At 39.6% G+C, this 20,224-nt stretch carries 20 protein-coding genes; 12 read left to right on the top strand and 8 right to left on the bottom strand.

Annotation, left to right across the window (positions count from 1 at the left end):
* Positions 1-48: 48 nt before the first annotated feature.
* Positions 49-525 (top strand): phosphohistidine phosphatase SixA, encoded by a 477-nt coding sequence (sixA, locus tag ABZP26_RS05405; protein WP_020476934.1) that lies wholly within the window; start codon positions 49-51, stop codon positions 523-525.
* A 66-nt stretch (positions 526-591) separates the two neighbouring features.
* Here sixA and ABZP26_RS05410 read toward each other — a convergent pair whose 3' ends face one another.
* Positions 592-1,515, bottom strand: coding sequence for an AEC family transporter (locus tag ABZP26_RS05410; protein ID WP_013464518.1), 924 nt, complete (start codon positions 1,513-1,515; stop codon positions 592-594).
* Positions 1,516-1,547: 32 nt separating this feature from the next.
* Positions 1,548-2,105, bottom strand: coding sequence for an endonuclease SmrB (gene smrB, locus ABZP26_RS05415; RefSeq protein WP_016899440.1), 558 nt, complete (start codon positions 2,103-2,105; stop codon positions 1,548-1,550).
* A 295-nt stretch (positions 2,106-2,400) separates the two neighbouring features.
* Here smrB and prmB point away from each other — a divergent pair, with 295 nt between their 5' ends.
* From prmB to ABZP26_RS05430, 3 genes are all read left to right on the top strand, one after another.
* Positions 2,401-3,336, top strand: coding sequence for a 50S ribosomal protein L3 N(5)-glutamine methyltransferase (prmB, locus tag ABZP26_RS05420; protein ID WP_013464520.1), 936 nt, complete (start codon positions 2,401-2,403; stop codon positions 3,334-3,336).
* A 91-nt stretch (positions 3,337-3,427) separates the two neighbouring features.
* Positions 3,428-4,525 carry a chorismate synthase gene (gene aroC, locus ABZP26_RS05425; protein ID WP_076921556.1) on the top strand — a complete coding sequence of 366 codons (1,098 nt, stop codon included), beginning with the start codon at positions 3,428-3,430 and terminating at the stop codon, positions 4,523-4,525.
* Positions 4,526-4,651: 126 nt separating this feature from the next.
* Positions 4,652-5,038, top strand: coding sequence for a DUF4112 domain-containing protein (locus tag ABZP26_RS05430; protein WP_368485441.1), 387 nt, complete (start codon positions 4,652-4,654; stop codon positions 5,036-5,038).
* 45 nt (positions 5,039-5,083) lie between these two features.
* On the opposite strand, the gene ABZP26_RS05435 is transcribed toward ABZP26_RS05430, so the two are convergent.
* Complete coding sequence (locus ABZP26_RS05435; protein WP_368485442.1) at positions 5,084-5,782, bottom strand: 2'-5' RNA ligase family protein; 699 nt, start codon at positions 5,780-5,782, stop codon at positions 5,084-5,086.
* A gap of 196 nt (positions 5,783-5,978) precedes the next feature.
* Here ABZP26_RS05435 and ABZP26_RS05440 point away from each other — a divergent pair, with 196 nt between their 5' ends.
* From ABZP26_RS05440 to ABZP26_RS05470, 7 genes are all read left to right on the top strand, one after another.
* Complete coding sequence (locus ABZP26_RS05440; RefSeq protein WP_368485443.1) at positions 5,979-9,164, top strand: HD domain-containing phosphohydrolase; 3,186 nt, start codon at positions 5,979-5,981, stop codon at positions 9,162-9,164.
* 180 nt (positions 9,165-9,344) lie between these two features.
* Complete coding sequence (locus ABZP26_RS05445; protein ID WP_368485444.1) at positions 9,345-9,899, top strand: elongation factor P hydroxylase; 555 nt, start codon at positions 9,345-9,347, stop codon at positions 9,897-9,899.
* Complete coding sequence (locus tag ABZP26_RS05450; RefSeq protein WP_368485445.1) at positions 9,889-11,031, top strand: ATP-NAD kinase family protein; 1,143 nt, start codon at positions 9,889-9,891, stop codon at positions 11,029-11,031. Before ABZP26_RS05445 ends, ABZP26_RS05450 begins: the two co-directional genes overlap by 11 nt.
* Positions 11,032-11,034: 3 nt before the next feature.
* The gene (locus tag ABZP26_RS05455; RefSeq protein ID WP_024602794.1) at positions 11,035-11,310 is read left to right on the top strand and encodes a YfcL family protein; all 276 of its coding nucleotides are present in this window, start codon (positions 11,035-11,037) and stop codon (positions 11,308-11,310) included.
* 142 nt (positions 11,311-11,452) lie between these two features.
* Positions 11,453-13,012 (top strand): AbgT family transporter, encoded by a 1,560-nt coding sequence (locus ABZP26_RS05460; protein WP_033103877.1) that lies wholly within the window; start codon positions 11,453-11,455, stop codon positions 13,010-13,012.
* Between the two features lie 141 nt (positions 13,013-13,153).
* Positions 13,154-13,627, top strand: a complete 474-nt coding sequence (locus ABZP26_RS05465; RefSeq protein WP_368485446.1) for a hypothetical protein — start codon at positions 13,154-13,156, stop codon at positions 13,625-13,627.
* Between the two features lie 25 nt (positions 13,628-13,652).
* Entirely contained in the window at positions 13,653-14,132 is a 480-nt protein-coding gene (locus ABZP26_RS05470; RefSeq protein WP_350655143.1) for a hypothetical protein, read from the top strand.
* Between the two features lie 221 nt (positions 14,133-14,353).
* Here the strand turns inward: ABZP26_RS05470 and ABZP26_RS05475 are convergent, their stop codons facing one another.
* Both ABZP26_RS05475 and ABZP26_RS05480 read right to left on the bottom strand, forming a co-directional pair.
* The gene (locus tag ABZP26_RS05475) at positions 14,354-16,186 is read right to left on the bottom strand and encodes a DEAD/DEAH box helicase (RefSeq protein ID WP_016899447.1); all 1,833 of its coding nucleotides are present in this window, start codon (positions 16,184-16,186) and stop codon (positions 14,354-14,356) included.
* A gap of 160 nt (positions 16,187-16,346) precedes the next feature.
* Entirely contained in the window at positions 16,347-16,610 is a 264-nt protein-coding gene (locus tag ABZP26_RS05480; protein WP_008114535.1) for a GrxA family glutaredoxin, read from the bottom strand.
* A gap of 289 nt (positions 16,611-16,899) precedes the next feature.
* On the opposite strand from ABZP26_RS05480, the gene ABZP26_RS05485 reads away from it, so the two are divergent.
* Positions 16,900-17,346 (top strand): Hsp20 family protein, encoded by a 447-nt coding sequence (locus ABZP26_RS05485; protein WP_008114537.1) that lies wholly within the window; start codon positions 16,900-16,902, stop codon positions 17,344-17,346.
* A gap of 59 nt (positions 17,347-17,405) precedes the next feature.
* On the opposite strand, the gene ABZP26_RS05490 is transcribed toward ABZP26_RS05485, so the two are convergent.
* Genes ABZP26_RS05490 through ABZP26_RS05500 form a run of 3 tightly spaced genes read right to left on the bottom strand, consistent with a single transcriptional unit; the run spans position 17,406 to position 20,118 of the window.
* The gene (locus tag ABZP26_RS05490) at positions 17,406-17,918 is read right to left on the bottom strand and encodes a hypothetical protein (protein WP_064664045.1); all 513 of its coding nucleotides are present in this window, start codon (positions 17,916-17,918) and stop codon (positions 17,406-17,408) included.
* Complete coding sequence (locus tag ABZP26_RS05495) at positions 17,915-19,105, bottom strand: peptidyl-prolyl cis-trans isomerase (RefSeq protein WP_064664046.1); 1,191 nt, start codon at positions 19,103-19,105, stop codon at positions 17,915-17,917. The genes ABZP26_RS05490 and ABZP26_RS05495 overlap by 4 nt, the downstream gene beginning before the upstream one ends.
* Positions 19,105-20,118 carry a hypothetical protein gene (locus ABZP26_RS05500; RefSeq protein WP_064664047.1) on the bottom strand — a complete coding sequence of 338 codons (1,014 nt, stop codon included), beginning with the start codon at positions 20,116-20,118 and terminating at the stop codon, positions 19,105-19,107. Before ABZP26_RS05500 ends, ABZP26_RS05495 begins: the two co-directional genes overlap by 1 nt.
* Positions 20,119-20,224 lie beyond the last annotated feature (106 nt).

The following is a 20,224-nucleotide window of genomic DNA, read 5'->3' on the forward strand; positions in this document are numbered from 1 at the left end:
TCGAGCAAACTGGCTACTGTTTTATATTCTTTAATTGGTTGATTTTTTATGAAAACAATCTTGATAATGCGTCATGGTGAAGCAATACCGATGCACTCTGATGATGTCAGTAGAAATTTGACTCCTTTGGGCCATCAGCAGGTAGAAAAAATGGGGCTGTGGTTACAAAAAAAGCATGCTCCAACGGGGTTATTAGTGAGTCCTTATGTAAGAGCGCAGCAAACAGCTGAGGGTGTTAAAAAAAATAATACCTTTTTATTTGAGGAGACCTGCCAAGATATTATTCCTGAAGGTAACCCGCAGGTTGCTGCAGATTACTTAGAAACGTTAATCGCGCTTCATCCAGAATGCGATACTTGGCTTGTGGTTGCCCATATGCCTATGGTGAGCTATTTGGTTGATCAGTTGTGTGCTGGGCACATGCCTATTTTTAATACCGGCGCTGTTGCACAAATTAGTTATGATGAAACTCGCCACAAAAGTGATTTTATCACCATTAATGCACCAGCGAATGTAGATGCATAGCGTGTAAATTAGCATTTAGCTAAGCCACTTTCTATTAAATAAATGTCAATACTTTTAGGTATTTGTCTACAGTAGAATTGTTAACCACATACTAAAACTCACCACACTCAAAACTGTCGATAAAACAACCGCACTGGCTAACGTATCTTGATGTTGTTTTATTTGGCATGCAATTAAGTACGCATTAACCCCCAAGGGGGATGCGCTCAATAATACGAGTACTTTTAACAGCGACTCATTAATAGCAAATACATGTGAGCCTAACACTAATACTAAGGCGGGCAATATAACTAGCTTTAACAGGCTGGCAATAGCTGCCGCTTGCCAGTTATCGCTAATTTTATAAAAAGCTAAGTTTGCGCCTAAAACAAATAACGCACAGGCAATGGCAGGTTTAGCTAAAAGCGCTAAGCCATTAGTTAAATCAGAAAATAAAGTAATCCCTGCTAAATTTACCAATAAACCCGTGCTAATACTCAATACGACAGGATTGAGTAACATATTTTTGGCAAATGTTGACCAAGAAAACACATGACTGGCACTGTTTGCACTAATTAAAAAGGTAAGGGTGAACAATAGCGCGCTATGGAAGGTGATGATCATAAAAATAATGCCCATCATTTGCTCACCTAATGCTGCAATAATAATGGGCAAGCCCACCAATACGGTATTTGAATAACTACTGCCAAGGGCAAATACACTGTGACGTTCATATTGAGGATGTTTAGAGAGAGTGTAGCGGTCAATAATGAGCGCAAAAAAATAAATTAAAATAACGGGAATATAAAAGCTTAAAAAGCCATTTAAGCTCACGCTGGTTTTTAGGTCTGCCTGGGCCATATTTAAAAATAAAAAACTGGGTACACTAATGTAAAAAGTAAATTTACTGAGCCCTGTTATATGAATGCGTTCTAAAAACTGACTTCGGCTTGCTATGTAGCCGCATAACACAATAAAAATAAGCGGAAATATAATCGAAAATATATGCACTAAAAAAGACTCTTATTGATTGGCTCTAGTGCTCAGCGTCTAAACTCATCACTTTGCGGTAAGTTAATTAATATGAGTACCGCCCCTTTACCGCCATACTCAAGCGGAGCTTGGTGCATAGCAATTACATCGGGGTGTTGCACTAAATATTGCGGTACTTTATGCCTGAGGATATGGCCGCCAATTCCGTGTACAACACAGGCACAATAGTAATGCTTTTTTTTACACTCATGAATAAGCCCTGCGAGTTCATCTTTGGCTATCTCTTTATTTAAGCCATGCAGGTCGAGGGTTAAATCAGGAATAAAATCCCCTCGACGAAGTTGTTTGGCTAAAAAACGATCCTGACCCTGTTGTACATAATTAACGGTACCATGCGTGTCTATATCGGGTACATATTCATCAGAAAAGAAAAATTCTGACTGTTGTTGCTTTTTTTGCTGGGCAAATTGCTTCGCTTGTGACACTTTAGGTTTATTGCTAAAACGGTGAGTGTCTTGTTTAAATACACGCGCACCACTGATACTTTGACGGAACAAGTCAATGTCGTCAGGACTAATTAGGCTGTTTGAGTGGGGATCTTTTTTCATAGCGGCAGTCTAAACAAAAAAGCGGTAAAAATCGAGTAAAAAGGTGTGATACCCAAGCAGCTTTGAGGTGCATAGTACAGCGCCATTAGGGTTAGTTAAAAAGCGATTTATACTGCGTTATTGATTTGAACAATAGAGTGACTATTATTTGCAATCAAAGCCTTACCTAAATCGCTTTTAATACTAACTGCGCTCGCACCTAGAGGTGGCTTGGGTATACAATAGGGCAATCATGGGGCCAATGATGCGCCCCGATTGAGTTTATTTTTTTGAAAGTAGCAGGCAGATAATACTGATGAGTGAATTACTAATAGAAGAAGCAACCCTAGATGAAGCTGTTGCAGAACTTTCAACCTTACACGATTGGCTTCGTTGGACAACTAGTCAATTTGCAAGTAGCGGTATTTTCTTTGGTCATGGCACCGATAACGCATGGGATGAAGCGGTAAGTTTGTTATTACCGGCGCTTAGTTTGCCTATCGATGCACCCAAAGAGCTGATGCATGCGCGTTTAACCAGTACTGAAAAAAATCGTTTAGCGGGCTTGATTGCCGAGCGCATTAACGATTTTACCCCAGTACCTTACCTTACCAACATTGCATGGTTTGCTAACATGCCATTTTATGTGGATGAACGCGTATTAATTCCTCGCTCGCCTTTTGCTGAGCTTATTAATAATCGCTTCACCCCTTGGTTAGAAAAACCAGAGTCAGTAGGGCGTATTTTAGATTTATGTACAGGCTCAGGTTGTATTGCTATTGCCTTGGCACAAGCGTTCGAGAATGCGCAAGTTGATGCGGTTGATATATCCTATGAAGCGCTTGAAGTGGCTGATATTAATATCACTGACTATCAACTAAGTGACCGCGTATTACCGATTCAGTCTGACGTATTCAGTGGTGTACCTGGGCAAAAATACGACTTAATCGTAGCAAACCCACCGTACGTTGATGCTGAAGATATGGCTGATTTACCACGTGAATTTCACCATGAACCAGAGCTAGGATTAGCATCGGGACACGATGGTCTTGATGTAACACGTACTATTTTAGATCAAGCTAGTGAGCATCTAACAGATAACGGTTTGTTATTTGTCGAAGTAGGTAACTCTATGGTACATATGGATGCACTGTATCCAGGCGCACCATTTGAATGGATTGAGTTTGAACAAGGCGGATTAGGGGTGTTTGTTATTAGCAAACAACAACTAGATGCCTACTTTGCACAGTAATAATTAGTACTAGCCATTCATCCGAAATGGCTGGGCAAAACAATAGCCGAGTTAATCCTCGGCTATAAGTCATTAGGAATGAGGAAAGTTAATGGCAGGTAATAGCATAGGGCAGTTATTTAAAGTGTCCACCTTTGGCGAAAGCCACGGCGTTGCATTAGGCGGCGTAGTGGATGGCACGCCCGCAGGCCTTGAAATCACCGAGGCCGACATACAACACGATTTAGACAGACGCAAACCTGGGCAAAGTCGCTATACCACGCAGCGCCGTGAGAGCGACCAAATCAAAATTTTAGCGGGCGTTTTTGAAGGTAAAACCACTGGTACCAGCATTGGTTTATTAATTGAAAATACCGATCAACGTTCACAAGATTATGGCAAAATTAAAGACGTATTTCGCCCAGGCCACGGTGACTATACCTACTGGCACAAGTATGGCCTTCGCGATTACCGTGGTGGTGGCCGTTCATCTGCGCGCGAAACCGCTATTCGGGTTGCCGCAGGCGCTATTGCTAAAAAGTATTTAAAGCAATTTCATGGTATTGAAGTACGTGCGTGTTTGAGCCAATTAGGGCCAATTAAAGCCGAAAATTACGATTGGGATGAGGTGGAAAATAACTTATTCTTTTTCCCAGACGCTAGCAAGCTTGAAGCACTCGATGAATATATGCGCGAGCTTAAAAAGCAAGGCGATTCAGTGGGTGCCAAAGTAAAAGTAGTGGCTAAAAATGTGCCAGTTGGTTTAGGTGAGCCGGTATTTGATAGGCTAGATGCCGAACTTGCCCATTCATTAATGAGTATTAACGCTGTAAAAGGCGTTGAAATTGGCGATGGCTTTGATGTGGTTGAGCAAAAAGGCTCAGAGCACCGTGATGAGTTAACCCCTGATGGTTTTACCTCAAATCATGCCGGCGGCGTATTGGCAGGTATTTCTACAGGGCAAGATATAATCGCATCCATTGCGCTTAAGCCAACATCAAGCATTACCATTCCCGGTAATAGTATTAATACCGAAAATGAAGCGGTCGAGATGATCACTAAAGGTCGTCACGATCCTTGTGTAGGCATTCGTGCTATTCCGATTGCTGAGGCAATGATGGCCATTACTTTAATGGATCATTTACTACGTCAACGCGGTCAAAACCCACATGTTAACCACGAACATGGGCCAATTAAAGGCGCTATTTAAGCGCCTTACGTTTAAAACTATACTAAACGGGCAATAGTGCGTTTAGTATATACAGGCTATACATCTTTATTGCCGCTCAATAATTTAAATGTGCTCAGCGCACCTAAAAATAAGAGAGCTGTTAGTATGCAAAAAAACAATCAAGCTTCCATCTCACAAACTGAATATAAAGCCACCATAAAACGACTCGAAGAGTTTAGCCGCTTTACTGATAGCAGTATTGGTATTCCGTTTACTAAATTTAAATTTGGTGTCGAATCATTGATAGGGCTTTTACCTGTGATAGGTGATTTAGCAGGGCTTATTTTGTCTGGCTATGTACTAATTGAAGCGCAGCGCTTAGGTGTTAGCAAGCGAGTAAAAAGCCGTATTATTATAAATATGTTGATTGATTTTGTTGGCGGGCTCATTCCATTTTTTGGAGATATTTTTGATGCCATGTTCAAAGCAAATACGCGCAATACCCGCATACTTAAAAAGCATTTAAGCGATAAGCTAACCACAAACCCATAAACATTATTAGTTACAACGTGTGTAATTAGCCCTGTTATTAACTATTTATTTGGCATCAAAAAAGTACTTAGCGAGTATTTCTTTTTGTTGACCAAATTGATCAGACACTCCAATTCCAATCCCAATTATTTCCCCTTGTGCCTGCGGCGGCTCAGCGTGCAGCGCTTTTTGTACTAACGCTAATGCAGGATTTTTCTCATTTGCAAGTAGGGTTAAATGCGGCTGAAAATTCTGAAATACATTAGGGCTGCCATAACGTTCAAAAGCCACAAGTTTATTAGGGTAATGCTTTACCCAACTAGGCACTGGTGCTTGATGATCGCGAAGCGGCTCAAGCTTAAGGGTAACCTCATCTGCCAATCGTTGTAATTGATATGATTTTTCTAAATTTATAAATGCCCAATTACTTGGTGACACACTAAATCCATTGGCTTTTATCTCAAACGACTGATGTTCTTTGGCAATACGCTCTACCATTTGCTTAATTTCGTTTTGTGCTTCAAGTGGGTAATCCGTTAAATACAAGGTGGCGTGCACGGGTAACCCTTGTTGGTAAAACGTAGTAATTTGGTGCGTAGCTAATTTATCGCTGGTGTTAGCGACTAGCTCAACAATAGGCTTAGAAGGAATAGCAAATACGTTAATACTTATGCTTTTTGCATAACTGCTGGTAGAAGTAGCCAAGAGTGTTAAAAAAGTAAAAGAGATAAATAGCCACGAAAAAGAGCTGTGTTGTTTAACCATAAGAGTGAGTCAATTTAGGTTTTTGGTTGGCATATGGTAAGCGCAATTAAGTGATCAGTAAATAAGTGCATAAAGTTTTATATTTTTGATTTTGTGACTAATATTACTTTAGCTCCATACGGATTATGAATATTGTTTTTAGCAGTATTCAACTCTCTGTATTTATTGCTCTTAAAAGTGCTTCAAGGAAAGTTCAATGATATTTAAAGCGTTAAATAAGTTAAAAAGAACAGTGCGCTTTTCTATTCGTTTAACGGTTGTGGCTGTATTTGTATTGGCAACGTCTATTACCGCCATTATAGCCACTAGTTTACAGTATTACTTCAGCGAAAAAATGGCACTAGAGTCTAACCTGCTGCATTTCAATATGACCACGCAATCTGTTGCTGATTACCTATCACGCATCAATGAAAAATCTGAAAATACTTTATATATGATGGTAAAAAACACCTCGTTAGTCGGTGAAAACCTTTCAGATAAAACAGAGCTACGCAATGTATTAAGTGAAATGATGGATTTGAACCCTTTGTTTTATGCTTTTTATATGGGCTATAACAATGGTGACTTTTTTGAGGTTATTAATCTTGAAAGTAGTGTGATGGTTCGTCAGCGCCTTGGTGCAACTGATAATGACCGCTGGGTCGTTATTCAAATAAAATCTGAAGAAGGGCAAAGAATACAGCAAACGCTTTATTTTGATGCGTCATTTAGCTTAAGAGAAAAAACCAAAAAACCGACGTATTTTGATCCCCGCGAGCAAGCATGGTTTAAGCAAGCAAACTCACAGCAAGTAAACAAAACCAAGCCTTATCTATTTACCCATTTACAAACCTCTGGGCAAACGTATTCGATTAAAATAGCGGGTAAAAACCATGTGCTTGGCTTAGGGATTATCGTTGATAACATGTCTAATTATTTAATCGAACAGCAACAGCGTTTGGAGATGCACAGCTCAACACAGTTACTTATTTATAACCGAGAAGGAGAAATTATTGCATCAAATCAGCCCTTTAGCTCAACGGTTGAGGCAAGGCTAAATCGGTTGATACTGGATGAGCAACAGCAAAAAATAGTTGCCAAATATCCTACTATCACAGTTTCAAATGAAACCAATTGGGCACCTATGGATTTTAGTGTCAGTGGTAAGCCTAAAGGCTACAGTGTTGAATATATAAATGCGATTGCTGAACTGTTGGGTATTAAGATAAATTATGTTAATGGACTTAGTTGGCAAGAATTACTTAATTTATTTAAAAATAATCAGATAGATGTACTTCATCCTGTAGTTAATACCACAACGAATAATACCTTAGGTATGCTTAGTACACCCATGGTAAATTTGCCTTTGAGTATTGTTAACCACCAGAGCAACCCACCAATCACCCACATACAGCAACTTGCTGGTAAGTCAGTTGCAGTGGGTGAGGGCTGGTCAATTGTAAAAACATTGCAAGCGCAATTTCCAGAAATTAACTTAGTAGAGGTTCCCAATACAAAAACGTTGTTAACGCATGTAGCCAATGGTGATACCTATGCGGGAATAGACAGCAAGGCGGTATTACAATATATCCAACAACAATTTTTTATTGATGGGGTTCAGTATAATCAACTAGATGAAGAAAGTGCCGCGCTTTTTTCAAATGACTATCACTTATTATTTCATAACCAAGACGCTCAATTAAAAGCCTTGTTTGATTACGCCGCCACGCAACTTCCTCTGCAATTTAAACAACAACTTAGTGATAAATGGCTTAATACTAATCCAGAGAAAAAATCAAAAGTTGTAGGCACTGTTCCTGATGAGCAATTAATCACTTTATTGGATTATGATAGTAACTTCTCTAAGCTACAGTTAGTGAACATTAATGGTAAAGAACAGTATGTTTTTATTAAGCCACTATCTGATTATTTAGCGCTAGCCAGTACGGGCTATTTAGCCATTATGGTTTCTAAAGAAGATGTATTGAGCTCCACAAGAGAAAAAATAAAGCTTTCAATAATAATTACAGTTGCCTGCTTAATTATGATGTTACCAGTGTCGTGGTTTTTTGCATCCCCCATTGTCGGTCCTATTAAAACGCTGGTGGGTGAAAACAATAAAATTAAAAATCGGCAGTTTAAGCAAGTCTCAACCTTAAAAAGTCATATTAAAGAAATTAATACTTTAGCTTACTCTATGGTTGATATGAGTAAGTCGATACAGCAACATGAAGACAGTCAAAAAGCACTCATGGCGTCGTTTATCGAGTTAATAGCACAAGCCATTGATGATAAATCTCCCTATACAGCGGGGCATTGCGAGCGCGTACCTGAGCTCGGTATTGAGCTTGCTAAGGCCGCTTCAGAGTCAGAGTTACCCGCTTTTAAAGGGTTTAAGTTTAAAAATGATGATGAGGTTGCAGAATTTAGTTTAGCCGCTTGGCTACATGATTGCGGTAAAATAACCACTCCAGAGCACATAGTTGATAAAGGCACTAAGCTGGAGACTATTTATAATCGTATTCATGAAATTAGAACGCGTTTTGAGGTACTTTGGCGAGATGCCGAACTTGATTACTATAAATCATTGCAACACAGTCCTCAAAATCAGCTCGACTTAACCAAGCAGTTGGCAGCTAAACAGCAACAGTTGCTGGACGACTTTGCTTTTATTGCACAATGTAATATTGGCGGCGAAAAAATCACAGAAGCTGCCCTTGAGCGTTTAACTGCGTTGAGTAATATTACTTGGCAGCGTCATTTTGACGATAAGTTGGGGCTTTCACCAGTAGAAATGTATCGCTATGAAGGGACTGATGACACGCTTCCCATCACAGAAAAATTACTCAGTGATAAACCTTGGCACTTAATTCCTCATGATAAGCCGATTGAATATGATGAGCGTTTAGGGATTAAAATTGCCCCATGTAAATATAAATATAACCTAGGGGAGTTTTATAATTTAACAGTTTCAAGAGGCACTCTTACTAAAGAGGATAGGTTTAAAATTAATGAGCACATGATAAGTACGATACGCATGCTCGATACACTGCCGTTCCCTAAGGAACTTGAGCGCGTACCGCGTTATGCCTCTACCCATCACGAAACATTAATCGGCACAGGCTATCCGCGTAAACTCAATGCGGATGACTTATCGATACCAGAACGAGTATTGGTGCTAGCTGATATTTTTGAAGCCCTAACGGCGGCCGACAGGCCCTATAAAAAGGCAAAAACACTCAGCGAGTCGATGAGTATATTAGCCAAAATGGTGGCCGATCATCATGTTGATAAAGCCGTGTTTGAACTGTTTTTAAGTTCAGGTATTTATCTTGATTACGCTAAACGCTACCTCAGTGCTGAACAAATAGATGAGGTAGATATCTCTCAATACTTGTCATAACAACAATGAGCATGACTCAGCGTGTGTAAACTTAAAGAGATTTATGTGAACATCGCTTTAAATCGCTAGCTTTTTACTTTGTGCAGAAAAGTACGTACAATTCGCCTCGTTTTTAGTGCGCTTTATATTAGTTTTATATGGCTATAAAGCATCGGGTTCAAACGAGTATACGAAATATTTATGCATCAAATAGCGGATTTAATTTCTATTTTCGAACACACTTTTTTCCAAAGCTATAATACGCGTTTGGTAAAAGGTGAGCACGAGCCTATCTACATTCCCGCAAATGATACAACGCCTTATCATCAAATTGTATTTGCCCATGGTTTTTACGCCAGTGCGCTGCACGAAATAGCCCATTGGTTAGTAGCAGGTTCTCAGCGCCGCTTAGTTGAAGATTATGGTTATTGGTATTGCCCCGACGGGCGCGATGCTTTACAGCAAGCAGAGTTTGAATCTGTAGAGGTAAAACCTCAAGCAATAGAGTGGGCATTGAGTGTGGCTGCTGGGTTTGATTTTAACGTATCGGTAGATAATTTAAATGGTGAACAAACCTGTCGATTTACGTTTCAATCGCGTGTACATGCAAAGTTATTACAGCTGCTGCAAGACGGATTTAACCCACGTACTACAAGGTTACTAAAAGCACTGTGTAAATTTTATAACACAACGTGGCCTTTAAATGCTGCGCAGTTTTCATGGCATTCTCCCGAGGAGCTAAAAGATGCAGTTTAAGTTAGGGCTGATTGTAAACCCGGTTGCAGGATTGGGCGGTAGCGTGGCGTTAAAAGGCAGTGACGGCGAAGACACCGCCGCTAAAGCCATTGCATTAGGCGCTGAGCCTAAATCAAATAGCCGCACTAAAGCTGCACTTGAAGTGCTTGTACCTCATCAGTCAAATATTACTATTTATACTGTTAATGATGAAATGGGGGAGCAAACAGCAAAATCACTCGGCTTTAATACGCAAGTGGTTTATCAAAGTAGCTCACCCACAACCAGTGACGATACTGAAGCGGCAGCTCGTTTATTACAGCAGCAAGGTGTAGATTTAATTTTATTTGCAGGTGGCGATGGCACAGCACGTAATATTTGCCATGCGGTAGAAGACTCTGTACCTGTGTTGGGCATTCCTGCAGGGTGTAAAATTCACTCTGGAGTATATGCCATAACGCCAAAAGCTGCAGGCCGCGTAGTTGAAATGTTAGTTAAAGGTGAGTTGGTAACGCTAAGCGATGCCGATGTCATGGACATTGATGAAGTCGCCTTTCGCCAAGGAACAGTAAAAGCAAAACGTTATGGCGAAATGCAAGTACCCAGTGAAGTGCGCTATGTACAAGCGGTTAAAAATGGCGGTAAAGAAACCGATGAATTGGTACTTGCTGATATTGCCGCTTATGTGGTCAGTGAAATGGATGTCGATACCCTCTATGTAATGGGCAGTGGCTCTACCGTTGGCGCGGTGATGGAAGAAATGGGACTTGAGAACACGCTGCTCGGTGTTGATTTAGTTGAAGATCAAGCTTTAGTAGGCCAAGACTTAACAGCTCAACAATTACTTGAACTTACGACAGGGCGTGAGACAAAATTAGTGATCACCTTGATTGGCGGTCAAGGGCATATTTTTGGTCGAGGTAATCAACAACTCAGTCCTGCGTTAATTAAAGCGATAGGCCGCGACAATATTATTGTAGTGGCAACAAAAACCAAATTACAGGCTTTAAATGGCCGACCGCTAATTTGTGACACCGGCGATAGCGAGTTAGATGATGAATTAAGCGGTTATATCCGTGTAACCAGTGGGTTTAACGACCATATTATGTATGCAGTAGGTCATCAAGATGGGCTGCACCTTGAGGAGAAGTAACACATGAGTTTAGTAAATTACATAGATGCTGCGCAGCAATATTTTGATGATTTAGTGATAAAAGCCACTGATGATGAGCTATTTGCCGGCGGTTATTTACGTGGTCACTTTGATTTAGCGGTAGGGTATGCCCAAGTTGAGGAGCTAAATTTAGAAATTACTGAGCTAAACGACACCGTTGAAAAAAGCCTAGTAAAAGCCTATCGCAATGGCGAACTTAATGAAGACGATAAAGCACTCGTAGTAAGAATATGGGATGAAGTAAAAGCACTCGCATAAGCTTTTTTATTCATTTATAACTGCGCGGCCACTGAGCCGCGTTTTTTTGTGCCTAAAAAAGAACTTGTTTATTCAGTTAAAATTTACCTCATTCCTTAGATACGCTAAAGTAGCACAGTCTAAATTCTAGGGAACAAGTGAAATGAATAACAATAATGATGCGACAATGCCAACGGGCATAGTTGCGCGATTTTTAAATTTTGTTGAGCGGGTAGGGAATAAGCTGCCTGATCCAGCAATTATCTTTTTGTTTGCCATGTTATTAATCTGGTTTTTGTCTTGGTGGTTTTCAAGCGTCACATTTGATGCAATAGACCCTCGTACTGGCGAAGCCATTATCATTAATAACATGCTTGCCAGCGATTCGTTGGCCACTTTTTTATCTTCTATGGTAAAAACATTCACCGGTTTTGCGCCACTGGGTGTAGTGCTGGTTGCAATGCTAGGTGTGGGCGTTGCAGAGCATTCGGGCTTTATTAATACCGGCCTTAAATTAATGCTCAAAGTAACGCCTAGAAAATTACTAACACCCTCAATTATTTTGGTGGCTATTGTGAGCCATACGGCTACCGATGCAGGGTATGTGTTAGTTATTCCTCTTGCTGGGGTAATATTTTTTGCCGCCGGTCGTCATCCGCTTGCCGGTATTGCAGCGGCATTTGCTGGGGTAAGTGGTGGCTTTGGTGCTAACTTTATTCCATCTGGAATTGACCCATTACTGCAAAGCTTTACCCAAAGTGCAGCACAAATTATTAATCCGACAATGAGCATTAACCCGCTTAATAACTGGGGCTTTGCTTCAGCATCAAGTTTATTTATTGTGATGTTAGGTTGGTATATCACCGATAAAATTATTGAACCACGTTTAAAAAATTCACCCGTTGATGGCGAAACTCAAGACCTACCAGCATTTGAAGATGCGCGTAGTGACGAAAAGCGCGCCTTTCTTATTGCAAGTAGCGTAATGATTGCAGGTATTGCGTTATTAGCGTACGTATCCGCACCAGCTGATTCAGCGATGCGCAGCAGCGATGGCTCTTTAACAAACTTTAGCTCACCACTAATGCAATCAATAGTACCGCTGATATTTTTGTTATTTTGGATCCCAGGCGCAGTATATGGTTTTACCGTAGGCACCTTTAAAACCTCTAAAGACATGATAGATGCAATGAGCAAAGCCATGAATGGTATGGCGTATTACATTGTTATGGCATTCTTTTGTTCATTATTCATTGCTGCATTTAGTAAATCAAACCTAGGTGCATTGCTGGCAATTGAAGGGGCTCAAGTATTAAAAGCAATGGAGTTACCGAGCTCTGTAACGGTCGTAGGGATTATTTTCTTAACTGGTTTTGTAAACTTATTTGTTGGTTCAAGTTCGGCTAAGTGGGCACTATTAGGTCCGGTATTTGTGCCTATGCTAATGCAACTCGGTATTTCGCCAGACTTAACGCAAGCGGCGTACCGTGTGGGAGATTCTAGCTCTAATATTATCACCCCGCTCATGCCATACTTCCCACTAGTTGTGGTGTACTGTCAAAAATACGTTAAAGGCACAGGCATAGGTACGCTTATCGCGATGATGCTACCGTATTCAATCGCCTTTATGATTGGCTGGAGTATCTTCTTGCTAGGCTACTGGGCACTCGGTATCCCATTAGGACTTGATGCCAGCTACGTGTACCCAGCAGTAGCGCCTTAACAAATATAATCGCTATAAAAAAGTAGAAGCCCCACCATGAACTGGTGGGGTTTTTTAGAACTTTAAATTAAGCATAATTTATTTAATCGGATTAGATAATAACCCTCTTAGCTTGAGTGTGCATTGAGGGACTTAAAGTAAATGAATAACAATAAACAGATTAGTAGTGTATTTACATATTCATATTTTTGGATAGCTATAATTATACCGGTTGGCTTATCTTCTTTACTGATGAGTTTTATTTTTATAAACGATGGCCTATCAGTTGAATGGCCGAATAAGAAAACCTTATCTGTTTTCTTAGAGTATATGAATGTTCCCTTATGGATTTTAGGTTCAGCATTACCTCTTGCTACTCTAGCAACTGCTAACTTTCGTGCATTACAGTTTCAATCTAATTTGAATTACCAGGAAAGAACAATAAAAAGGCAAGAATTTGAGCATAAAATAGATCTTTATCATAAAGAGTTAACTCTATTTAAAGAAAAATTCTCTGCAGTTATATTTAATGGTAACTTTAAATGCATTCGACCTGAAGATGCTACATTAATTTTTACACGCTTTTATCCAAAACCAACAAAAAAAAGAAGATCCATATTTCGAGATAGATATTGAGAAAATAGAATATATATATGAATTTATGAAACTATTCGAGGCTAAAGTATTTGAATTCGGGAAAATAGCAAACACTAAAAGAAATAAGCTGAAGTTTATAAACTTATTGTTCCCAGACTTTTCGGAAGAGCAAAAAATAGAACAAGAGAATTCTATAAATATATATACATTAAAAATAGTATATCTTTTAGGGGTTATGGACGCGACTCTTTTACAAGTTTGTCACGCTATAGGTATTCGCCACTTTTCAATTCAAAAAGAGCCTATTACTTTAATTATAAAATTAATTATAGATATTTACGCATTACAAACTAGCTTTCTTGACGATGGAGAGTCTAAAAATAGCTTTTATTTCTCTCAAAAAAGACAAAGTGCCTTAGTCGATATTTTAAATTTATGGATAAAATATAGTTCAATTTCTAATGTTAAGGCAGATGAATATACCGCTGACGACTTTCGACATGAGTGCTTTATAACAGAAGTATTGAGAAGTCAGCCCAGATAGAAATTAATTACAAATACATAAAATTTGATTTCTTTTTAAAGAGTTATTCTTAATAAAGATTAAATTATATTTTACGATTAATTCTCTATGTTTTATATGTAGTTAAAAATTTAACGCCTAGCTGCTCAAACCTTTCACCTTGAACCTATTATCTTCAAATTTCAGACACAAAAAAACCTTGGCACTTTCATGCCAAGGTTTTTTTACTAAAGAGTCGTTGCTTACTTAGCGGTAAAGCTAACTGGGCGACGTTCTTTACGAGGGCCGCTACGCTTATCAGGGCGTTGACCATCTTTATTAAAGCTACGCTTCTTGTCACCAGCAGGGCGTTCAGAACGCTCGCCGCGTGGCTCAGAAGGGCCTTGATCTTGTGTTAATGTCATACCCATTGGGCGTTTACAAATAAACACTTTTTGGAAGTGATCAAGTACATCTTTAGGCATGTTTTGCGGTAATTGTACCGTACTGTGACTGTCGTGAAGACGAATGTCACCAATAAACTTGCTTGAAATGTCTGCTTCGTTAGCAATTGCGCCAACAATGTTCTTAACCTGAACACCATGCTCACGACCTACTTCGATACGGTATGTATCCATAGGACCTGCATCACGACTGTTACGCTCGCGTGGTTTACGCTCAGCGCGCTCACCACCACGTTCAGGGCGTTCGTTACGACGACCACGGTCATTGCTACGAGGATTACGATCATTACGTTCGTTACGCTCACGCGGTTGAATCTTAACTTCTTCAACTTTAATTGGTGATTGTTGCTGTGCTAAACACAGTAATGCACCCGCTAAGTCTTCAGGAGCCAGCTCAAGTTTTTGTGCCATGTTGGCAGCCACTTCATTGAAGAAAGTAATATCTTTGTTTTCAAGAGCAAGCGTAAGCTTTTCTTGTAATGCATTGATACGTTTTTCTTCAACAACTTTAGCTGTAGGTAATTCAACTTGTGCGATTTCAGATTTAGTATGACGAATGATATTTTTAAGTAAATAACGCTCGTTATGCTTAACGAAAAGAATCGCTTTACCAGTACGACCAGCACGACCTGTACGGCCGATACGGTGAACGTAGGCTTCAGAATCTTGTGGAATGTCGTAGTTGATAACTAAGCTTAAACGGTCTACATCAAGACCACGTGCCGCTACGTCTGTTGCAATAACAACGTTTAGCATGCCGCTTTTTAAACGATCAACCGTGCGCTCACGCGCTTGCTGGTTCATGTCACCGTTAAGTGGCGCCGCAGAGAAACCTTCGCGCTCTAATAATTCAGCAAGTTGCACTGTGTCGTTACGCGTACGTACGAAAACAATAGCACCTTCATATTGTTCAGCTTCTAAGAAACGAACAATCGCTTTATTTTTATGAACATGGGCATTCCAAAACACTTGTTCAACTGATGATACAGTTGAGTTGCGCGCAGAAATATGAACCTGTTCAGGGTTATTCATATATTTGCTGCTGATGTTTTGAATTTGCTTAGGCATAGTCGCAGAGAAAAGACATGTTTGCTTTTCACGCGGTGTTTTTTCCATGATGCTTTCTACATCATCGATAAAGCCCATACGTAGCATTTCATCGGCTTCATCAAGTACAAGTGCTTGTAAAGCATCAAACTTGATAGTGCCACGGTTTATGTGATCGATTAATCGACCTGGTGTAGCAACGATAATCTGTGCGCCACGACGAAGTGCGCTCAGCTGGATGCTGTAGCTCTGGCCACCATATAGTGCCAATACTTCAACACCACGAGTGTGTTTTGCATATTGTTCAAATGCCTCAGCTACTTGGATCGCAAGCTCACGGGTAGGTGTGAGTACAAGGATCTGTGGCTGTTTCACAGACGGGTCAATATTATTTAGTAATGGCAGTGCAAATGCTGCTGTTTTACCTGTACCCGTTTGTGCTAGTCCCAGTACGTCCTTTCTTTCTAGCAATAACGGTATACATTGAGCTTGGATTTCAGATGGTGTCTTGTAACCCAACTCTTCAACTGCCTTTAAAATTGCAGGAGAAAGATTTAGAGATTCAAACGTGACTGGTTCTGACATTAATACGCCTCAACGAATTTAAAGAGGCGCGCATTGTATAGGAAATGCGAGGCAAATGCTTGTATAAATTACAACTAATTTATATGTGTTTGATGTTGGTCGAAATTTAACCAGCTTCAATTGTGCGTTAATTGAGCTGGTTAACACTCTGTCTACAAAATTACTGGTAAAGGCCTAGGTTTTCTTTAGCATAAGCTTCAAATTCAGTGAATCCACCAATATGAGTTTGGTCTACAAAAATCTGCGGTACGGTTGGGCATGGTTTGCCTGCAGACTTCTCTAAATCTTCTTTACTGATACCTTCTTTGATGATGTCGATGTAGCGGTATTTAAAATCATCGCGATCATTAGCAAGTTGCTCTGCAACATCTTTAGCGCGAACACAAAAAGGGCAGCCTTCACGGCCAAAAATTACTGTTAACATAACGCTCTCCTCAAATTAGTTGACCCTAGTGTAACTAATTTCATTTTTTATTACAGTGCAAAAAAACGATTATTGCGTTCGCTTTTTTTAGGGCCTGTAAAAAAATAAAAATATTTTATAAAAAAATCTTGAAATAAAATTGCCCGCCCATAAATAGTTATTTGAGGACGCCTGATGGGTCTTCAGTAAATCAGAACTATTTGAAAATTATATTATTAATTAACTTTTGCCGTTACTTGTTCAAACGAAAAGTAGCAGCAATATATCGCTTAAATATGAGGATATTATTATGCGTACAGTAGATTTATCACCCCTATACCGTTCATTCATTGGTTTCGATCATTTAGCATCATTAATGGATGCCGCTGCACGAACTGATAAGCAGCCAAGTTTTCCTCCTTATAACATCGAAGCGCTTGATAAAGACAAGTACCGTATCACTATGGCAGTCGCTGGATTTAGTGAAGACGAGTTAACCTTGCAATCTGAAAACAACACTTTGGTTGTATCAGGCACCAAAGCAGGTAAAGAGCAAAATGATGAGCGTAAATTTATTCATCAAGGGATTGCCGAGCGTAACTTTGAGCGTAAGTTCCAGTTAGGCGACCACGTTAAAGTACTTGGTGCAGACTTAGCCAATGGCTTACTAAGCATCGACCTTGAACGTGAGATCCCAGAAGCGCTTAAGCCACGTAAAATCGAGATTGGCTCAGGCAATATGCTAGAAAGCAAATAGTTAAGCTAGCACACGTATTTTCCCTGTGAAAAGCCGCCATTTGGCGGCTTTTTGCGTTGTTAGTCTTTTAAGTTTATTTGCATTTGTTTTAAAGCGTTAATTTTATCTATCGCAACTTGCAGTTGTTCTTGTGAAAGCTTTTTTTGTCGGCCTTTAGCCAGTAATTCTTCAAGTTTTAATATTTTGGCTTGTGCAGCAATAACAAAACGTTGCTCTAGCTGTCTTTGCTGTTCAAGGTGGAAATCTTGATATGCCTGGTGATTATTTAAATCACCGCTGTACTGAGCAACTGGCTGAGTATTTTTTACTATGTTGGGTAAATAGGCAGGAGAGGTTATTGGTGGCAAAGGCTGAGGGCTCGTTTTGTTAGTTGTAACCGTGTTTAATTGCGTGCTTTTTAGCTCTTGGGTCATGTCAGCAGTAGTCAGCTCAAGTGACGTTATTTGCTTAACACTTTTAGCTTGGTTAAGGGAATCAATATTCTTTATCGTTGGTTTACTAGTATATTGAGTAAAAAGTGCGTACATACCAACACAAGCTACAACAACAGAAACGAAAACTTTTTTGCTCATAAAATTACTCCTGTCTTATTTTGCCACTTGAGCCAAGTATCCTCATACTGTTGTACCGCTTTTTGTTTTGCGATGGCCTTTGTTGCTTGGTATCGAACGGTTTCATCTTCTGGCGAAAAGTACTCAAACTGATGCTCATAACTGTGTATCACCACCCATTCACCACTGGGTGTACGTATAACAGGAGAAATAGTGTTTTCTTTAGTTGTGAACGCAAGTTGTACAACCCAGCTACTTTTGTTTTTACGGTTTAATTCACTGTTGTATTGAGCATATATATCTTGTTTTCCTGATATTACTAATGCTTGTTTTAGCGTTTTGTTACCGGCCAAGGTGCGAAAACCTACAGCATTGGCTCGATGAGCAAATTGAGCTCCATGGGCTTTTACGTGGCTTAAAAATTTAAACTGCGATTTATTGGCTTGATAAAATGCTTTAATTTCGCTTTTGTTTACTTGTTTCTCTAGTTTTTCAAGAACGGGGCTTTGCATATGCATCATTGTATTTATACCTAGCCAGCTTTGAATGGAGGGGCGCAGAATATCTCCTTGAGCTATTTCATACAGATGTTCAATATCAATATTCTGTTTTGCCAAAATCGGTTTGGCTTTTGAAAACGCTATATTGAATTGCCGTTTTTTTATTAATTCACTTTTGAATAGTTCACTATCTCCTCTGTGGAGTTTAAAGCGTACCTGCATTGATAATGCATCGACAAATTCATATAAATTAATAGCGTTATACAAAAGAGGGGTTAAATCAAACTGCTGTATTTTTTTGATGGCGCTTTGCACATACTGGCCATTTTTAGGGTAGGGCCCTAATGTGTGTTTAAGCCATTGCTTATCATAAGTTTCAAGCTTTATCGGGCTTGACTGTGCGCTTATAGCTAATTGTGAATCGAACAGATTTTTTAAGTAACGTTCAACATGGTATTGAGTACTAAAACCAACGGCAGATTGTCGTTTTATTATCGCAGGGGTTTTTAGCGCAGCTTGTTGTAATAAAAACTGATTCTCATACAGACGAGTTCTAACTTCATTGATTGTAATATCAGGGTTGTGCTTTAAATAAGCACGATGCATAAAGTTAATTTCATCACTGCTGTATTGTGTAAATGATGCCATTACTAGGGAGTGGTAAAACACGCCTAGTAATGTAATCACTAAAATAGCCATTTTTTTCATTAGCGAGCAACCATGGCGTGGTTTAATAAGTGCACCACCATTGCTATTGCATGGGGCACGACCTGCTTAGCTATATTAAGGCGATCAAAATGATCTTCTGAGTTGAGTACAATCCCACCTTGTGCATAAGAAAATGAACCGCCTTGAGTTAATAATGGGCGAACATCTTGGCTATTTTTATCTAAAGGCGAGAACGTTTGCATTGCTTGAGTAACGAGTGATAAATCGTTGAGCTGCTCTTGGTCATAGTAATCGTTTACCCAACTTTCCCAGCTAGAATGATTTAGATCTGATGTGGTCCATGTGTGGTGAGGCTGTAATAAATCAGTAGTATGGAACACAAACCCTAATACTTGGGGATTGCCGCTTTGTAAGTAACTTTGATACCAATATTGCCCTAAATTATCGATAGGTTGAAATGGCATTTCTTCAAAGTCATCGTACATAGAATAGGTTGAGTTGCTATCGATTCTGTAGTGAGATTCTGTTACACCATAACTGTTATATTTTGAAGAGTCGGCATTGAACCAACCTGTTTCTCCCCCTTTACCATCATCAAGATAGTCACCTTTAAGCCAAGCAGATGCAAGATTATCAATAGTTCCCCAAACGGTGAGCTTTTCATAATTATAACCACCAAAATCGTTTCCATGTTGGTCTGCACCTTGGGTATGATTTTGAAAATGCCAATAGCTTGTATATTTAACTATACTTTGCGCTGCTCCCCATACTGGCGCTTGAACACATGAACCTGTAATAGCACCACAGAAAAAGGTGTCTTCAAAGTCATCTACATCATAAGCAGCTTGTCCCAGCAGCTCGGCTAATTCAGAGATTGTCAGATTGTTTTGTGCAGCGTACTGACGTAGGGCAGCATATTCGGTGCTGGCTGGGTGTTGCTGCATATAATTTACGGCATCAAGAACAATACGTTTGTGAGTTTCTTGACTAAAAGCTTGAGCTTGGCTTGTACCGAGCAATAAAAGTGTCGCTGCCATTAATTGTTTTTTCATTTTATTCTCATCATAGTCTGGAGTAAGAGGTGCTATTAAAAAATAAGCTCATTACACTGACATGACAAATAAATTAAACATTTAATTAACAATATTACCTATTTTG

Origin of the sequence: Pseudoalteromonas sp. SD03 (assembly GCF_040937955.1) — a bacterium.
Classification (GTDB): Bacteria; Pseudomonadota; Gammaproteobacteria; order Enterobacterales; family Alteromonadaceae; genus Pseudoalteromonas; species Pseudoalteromonas tetraodonis.

Coding starts and splice junctions, on each gene's coding strand:
- ABZP26_RS05485 (WP_008114537.1), top strand. CDS start 16,900: ATGCGTACAGTAGATTTATCACCCCTATACCGTTCATTCATTGGTTTC.
- ABZP26_RS05490 (WP_064664045.1), bottom strand. CDS start 17,918: ATGAGCAAAAAAGTTTTCGTTTCTGTTGTTGTAGCTTGTGTTGGTATG.
- sixA (WP_020476934.1), top strand. CDS start 49: ATGAAAACAATCTTGATAATGCGTCATGGTGAAGCAATACCGATGCAC.
- ABZP26_RS05480 (WP_008114535.1), bottom strand. CDS start 16,610: ATGTTAACAGTAATTTTTGGCCGTGAAGGCTGCCCTTTTTGTGTTCGC.
- aroC (WP_076921556.1), top strand. CDS start 3,428: ATGGCAGGTAATAGCATAGGGCAGTTATTTAAAGTGTCCACCTTTGGC.
- ABZP26_RS05430 (WP_368485441.1), top strand. CDS start 4,652: ATGCAAAAAAACAATCAAGCTTCCATCTCACAAACTGAATATAAAGCC.
- ABZP26_RS05475 (WP_016899447.1), bottom strand. CDS start 16,186: ATGTCAGAACCAGTCACGTTTGAATCTCTAAATCTTTCTCCTGCAATT.
- ABZP26_RS05470 (WP_350655143.1), top strand. CDS start 13,653: ATGAAACTATTCGAGGCTAAAGTATTTGAATTCGGGAAAATAGCAAAC.
- prmB (WP_013464520.1), top strand. CDS start 2,401: ATGAGTGAATTACTAATAGAAGAAGCAACCCTAGATGAAGCTGTTGCA.
- ABZP26_RS05445 (WP_368485444.1), top strand. CDS start 9,345: ATGCATCAAATAGCGGATTTAATTTCTATTTTCGAACACACTTTTTTC.
- ABZP26_RS05495 (WP_064664046.1), bottom strand. CDS start 19,105: ATGAAAAAAATGGCTATTTTAGTGATTACATTACTAGGCGTGTTTTAC.
- ABZP26_RS05500 (WP_064664047.1), bottom strand. CDS start 20,118: ATGAAAAAACAATTAATGGCAGCGACACTTTTATTGCTCGGTACAAGC.
- ABZP26_RS05455 (WP_024602794.1), top strand. CDS start 11,035: ATGAGTTTAGTAAATTACATAGATGCTGCGCAGCAATATTTTGATGAT.
- ABZP26_RS05450 (WP_368485445.1), top strand. CDS start 9,889: ATGCAGTTTAAGTTAGGGCTGATTGTAAACCCGGTTGCAGGATTGGGC.
- ABZP26_RS05460 (WP_033103877.1), top strand. CDS start 11,453: ATGAATAACAATAATGATGCGACAATGCCAACGGGCATAGTTGCGCGA.
- ABZP26_RS05465 (WP_368485446.1), top strand. CDS start 13,154: ATGAATAACAATAAACAGATTAGTAGTGTATTTACATATTCATATTTT.
- ABZP26_RS05440 (WP_368485443.1), top strand. CDS start 5,979: ATGATATTTAAAGCGTTAAATAAGTTAAAAAGAACAGTGCGCTTTTCT.
- smrB (WP_016899440.1), bottom strand. CDS start 2,105: ATGAAAAAAGATCCCCACTCAAACAGCCTAATTAGTCCTGACGACATT.
- ABZP26_RS05435 (WP_368485442.1), bottom strand. CDS start 5,782: ATGGTTAAACAACACAGCTCTTTTTCGTGGCTATTTATCTCTTTTACT.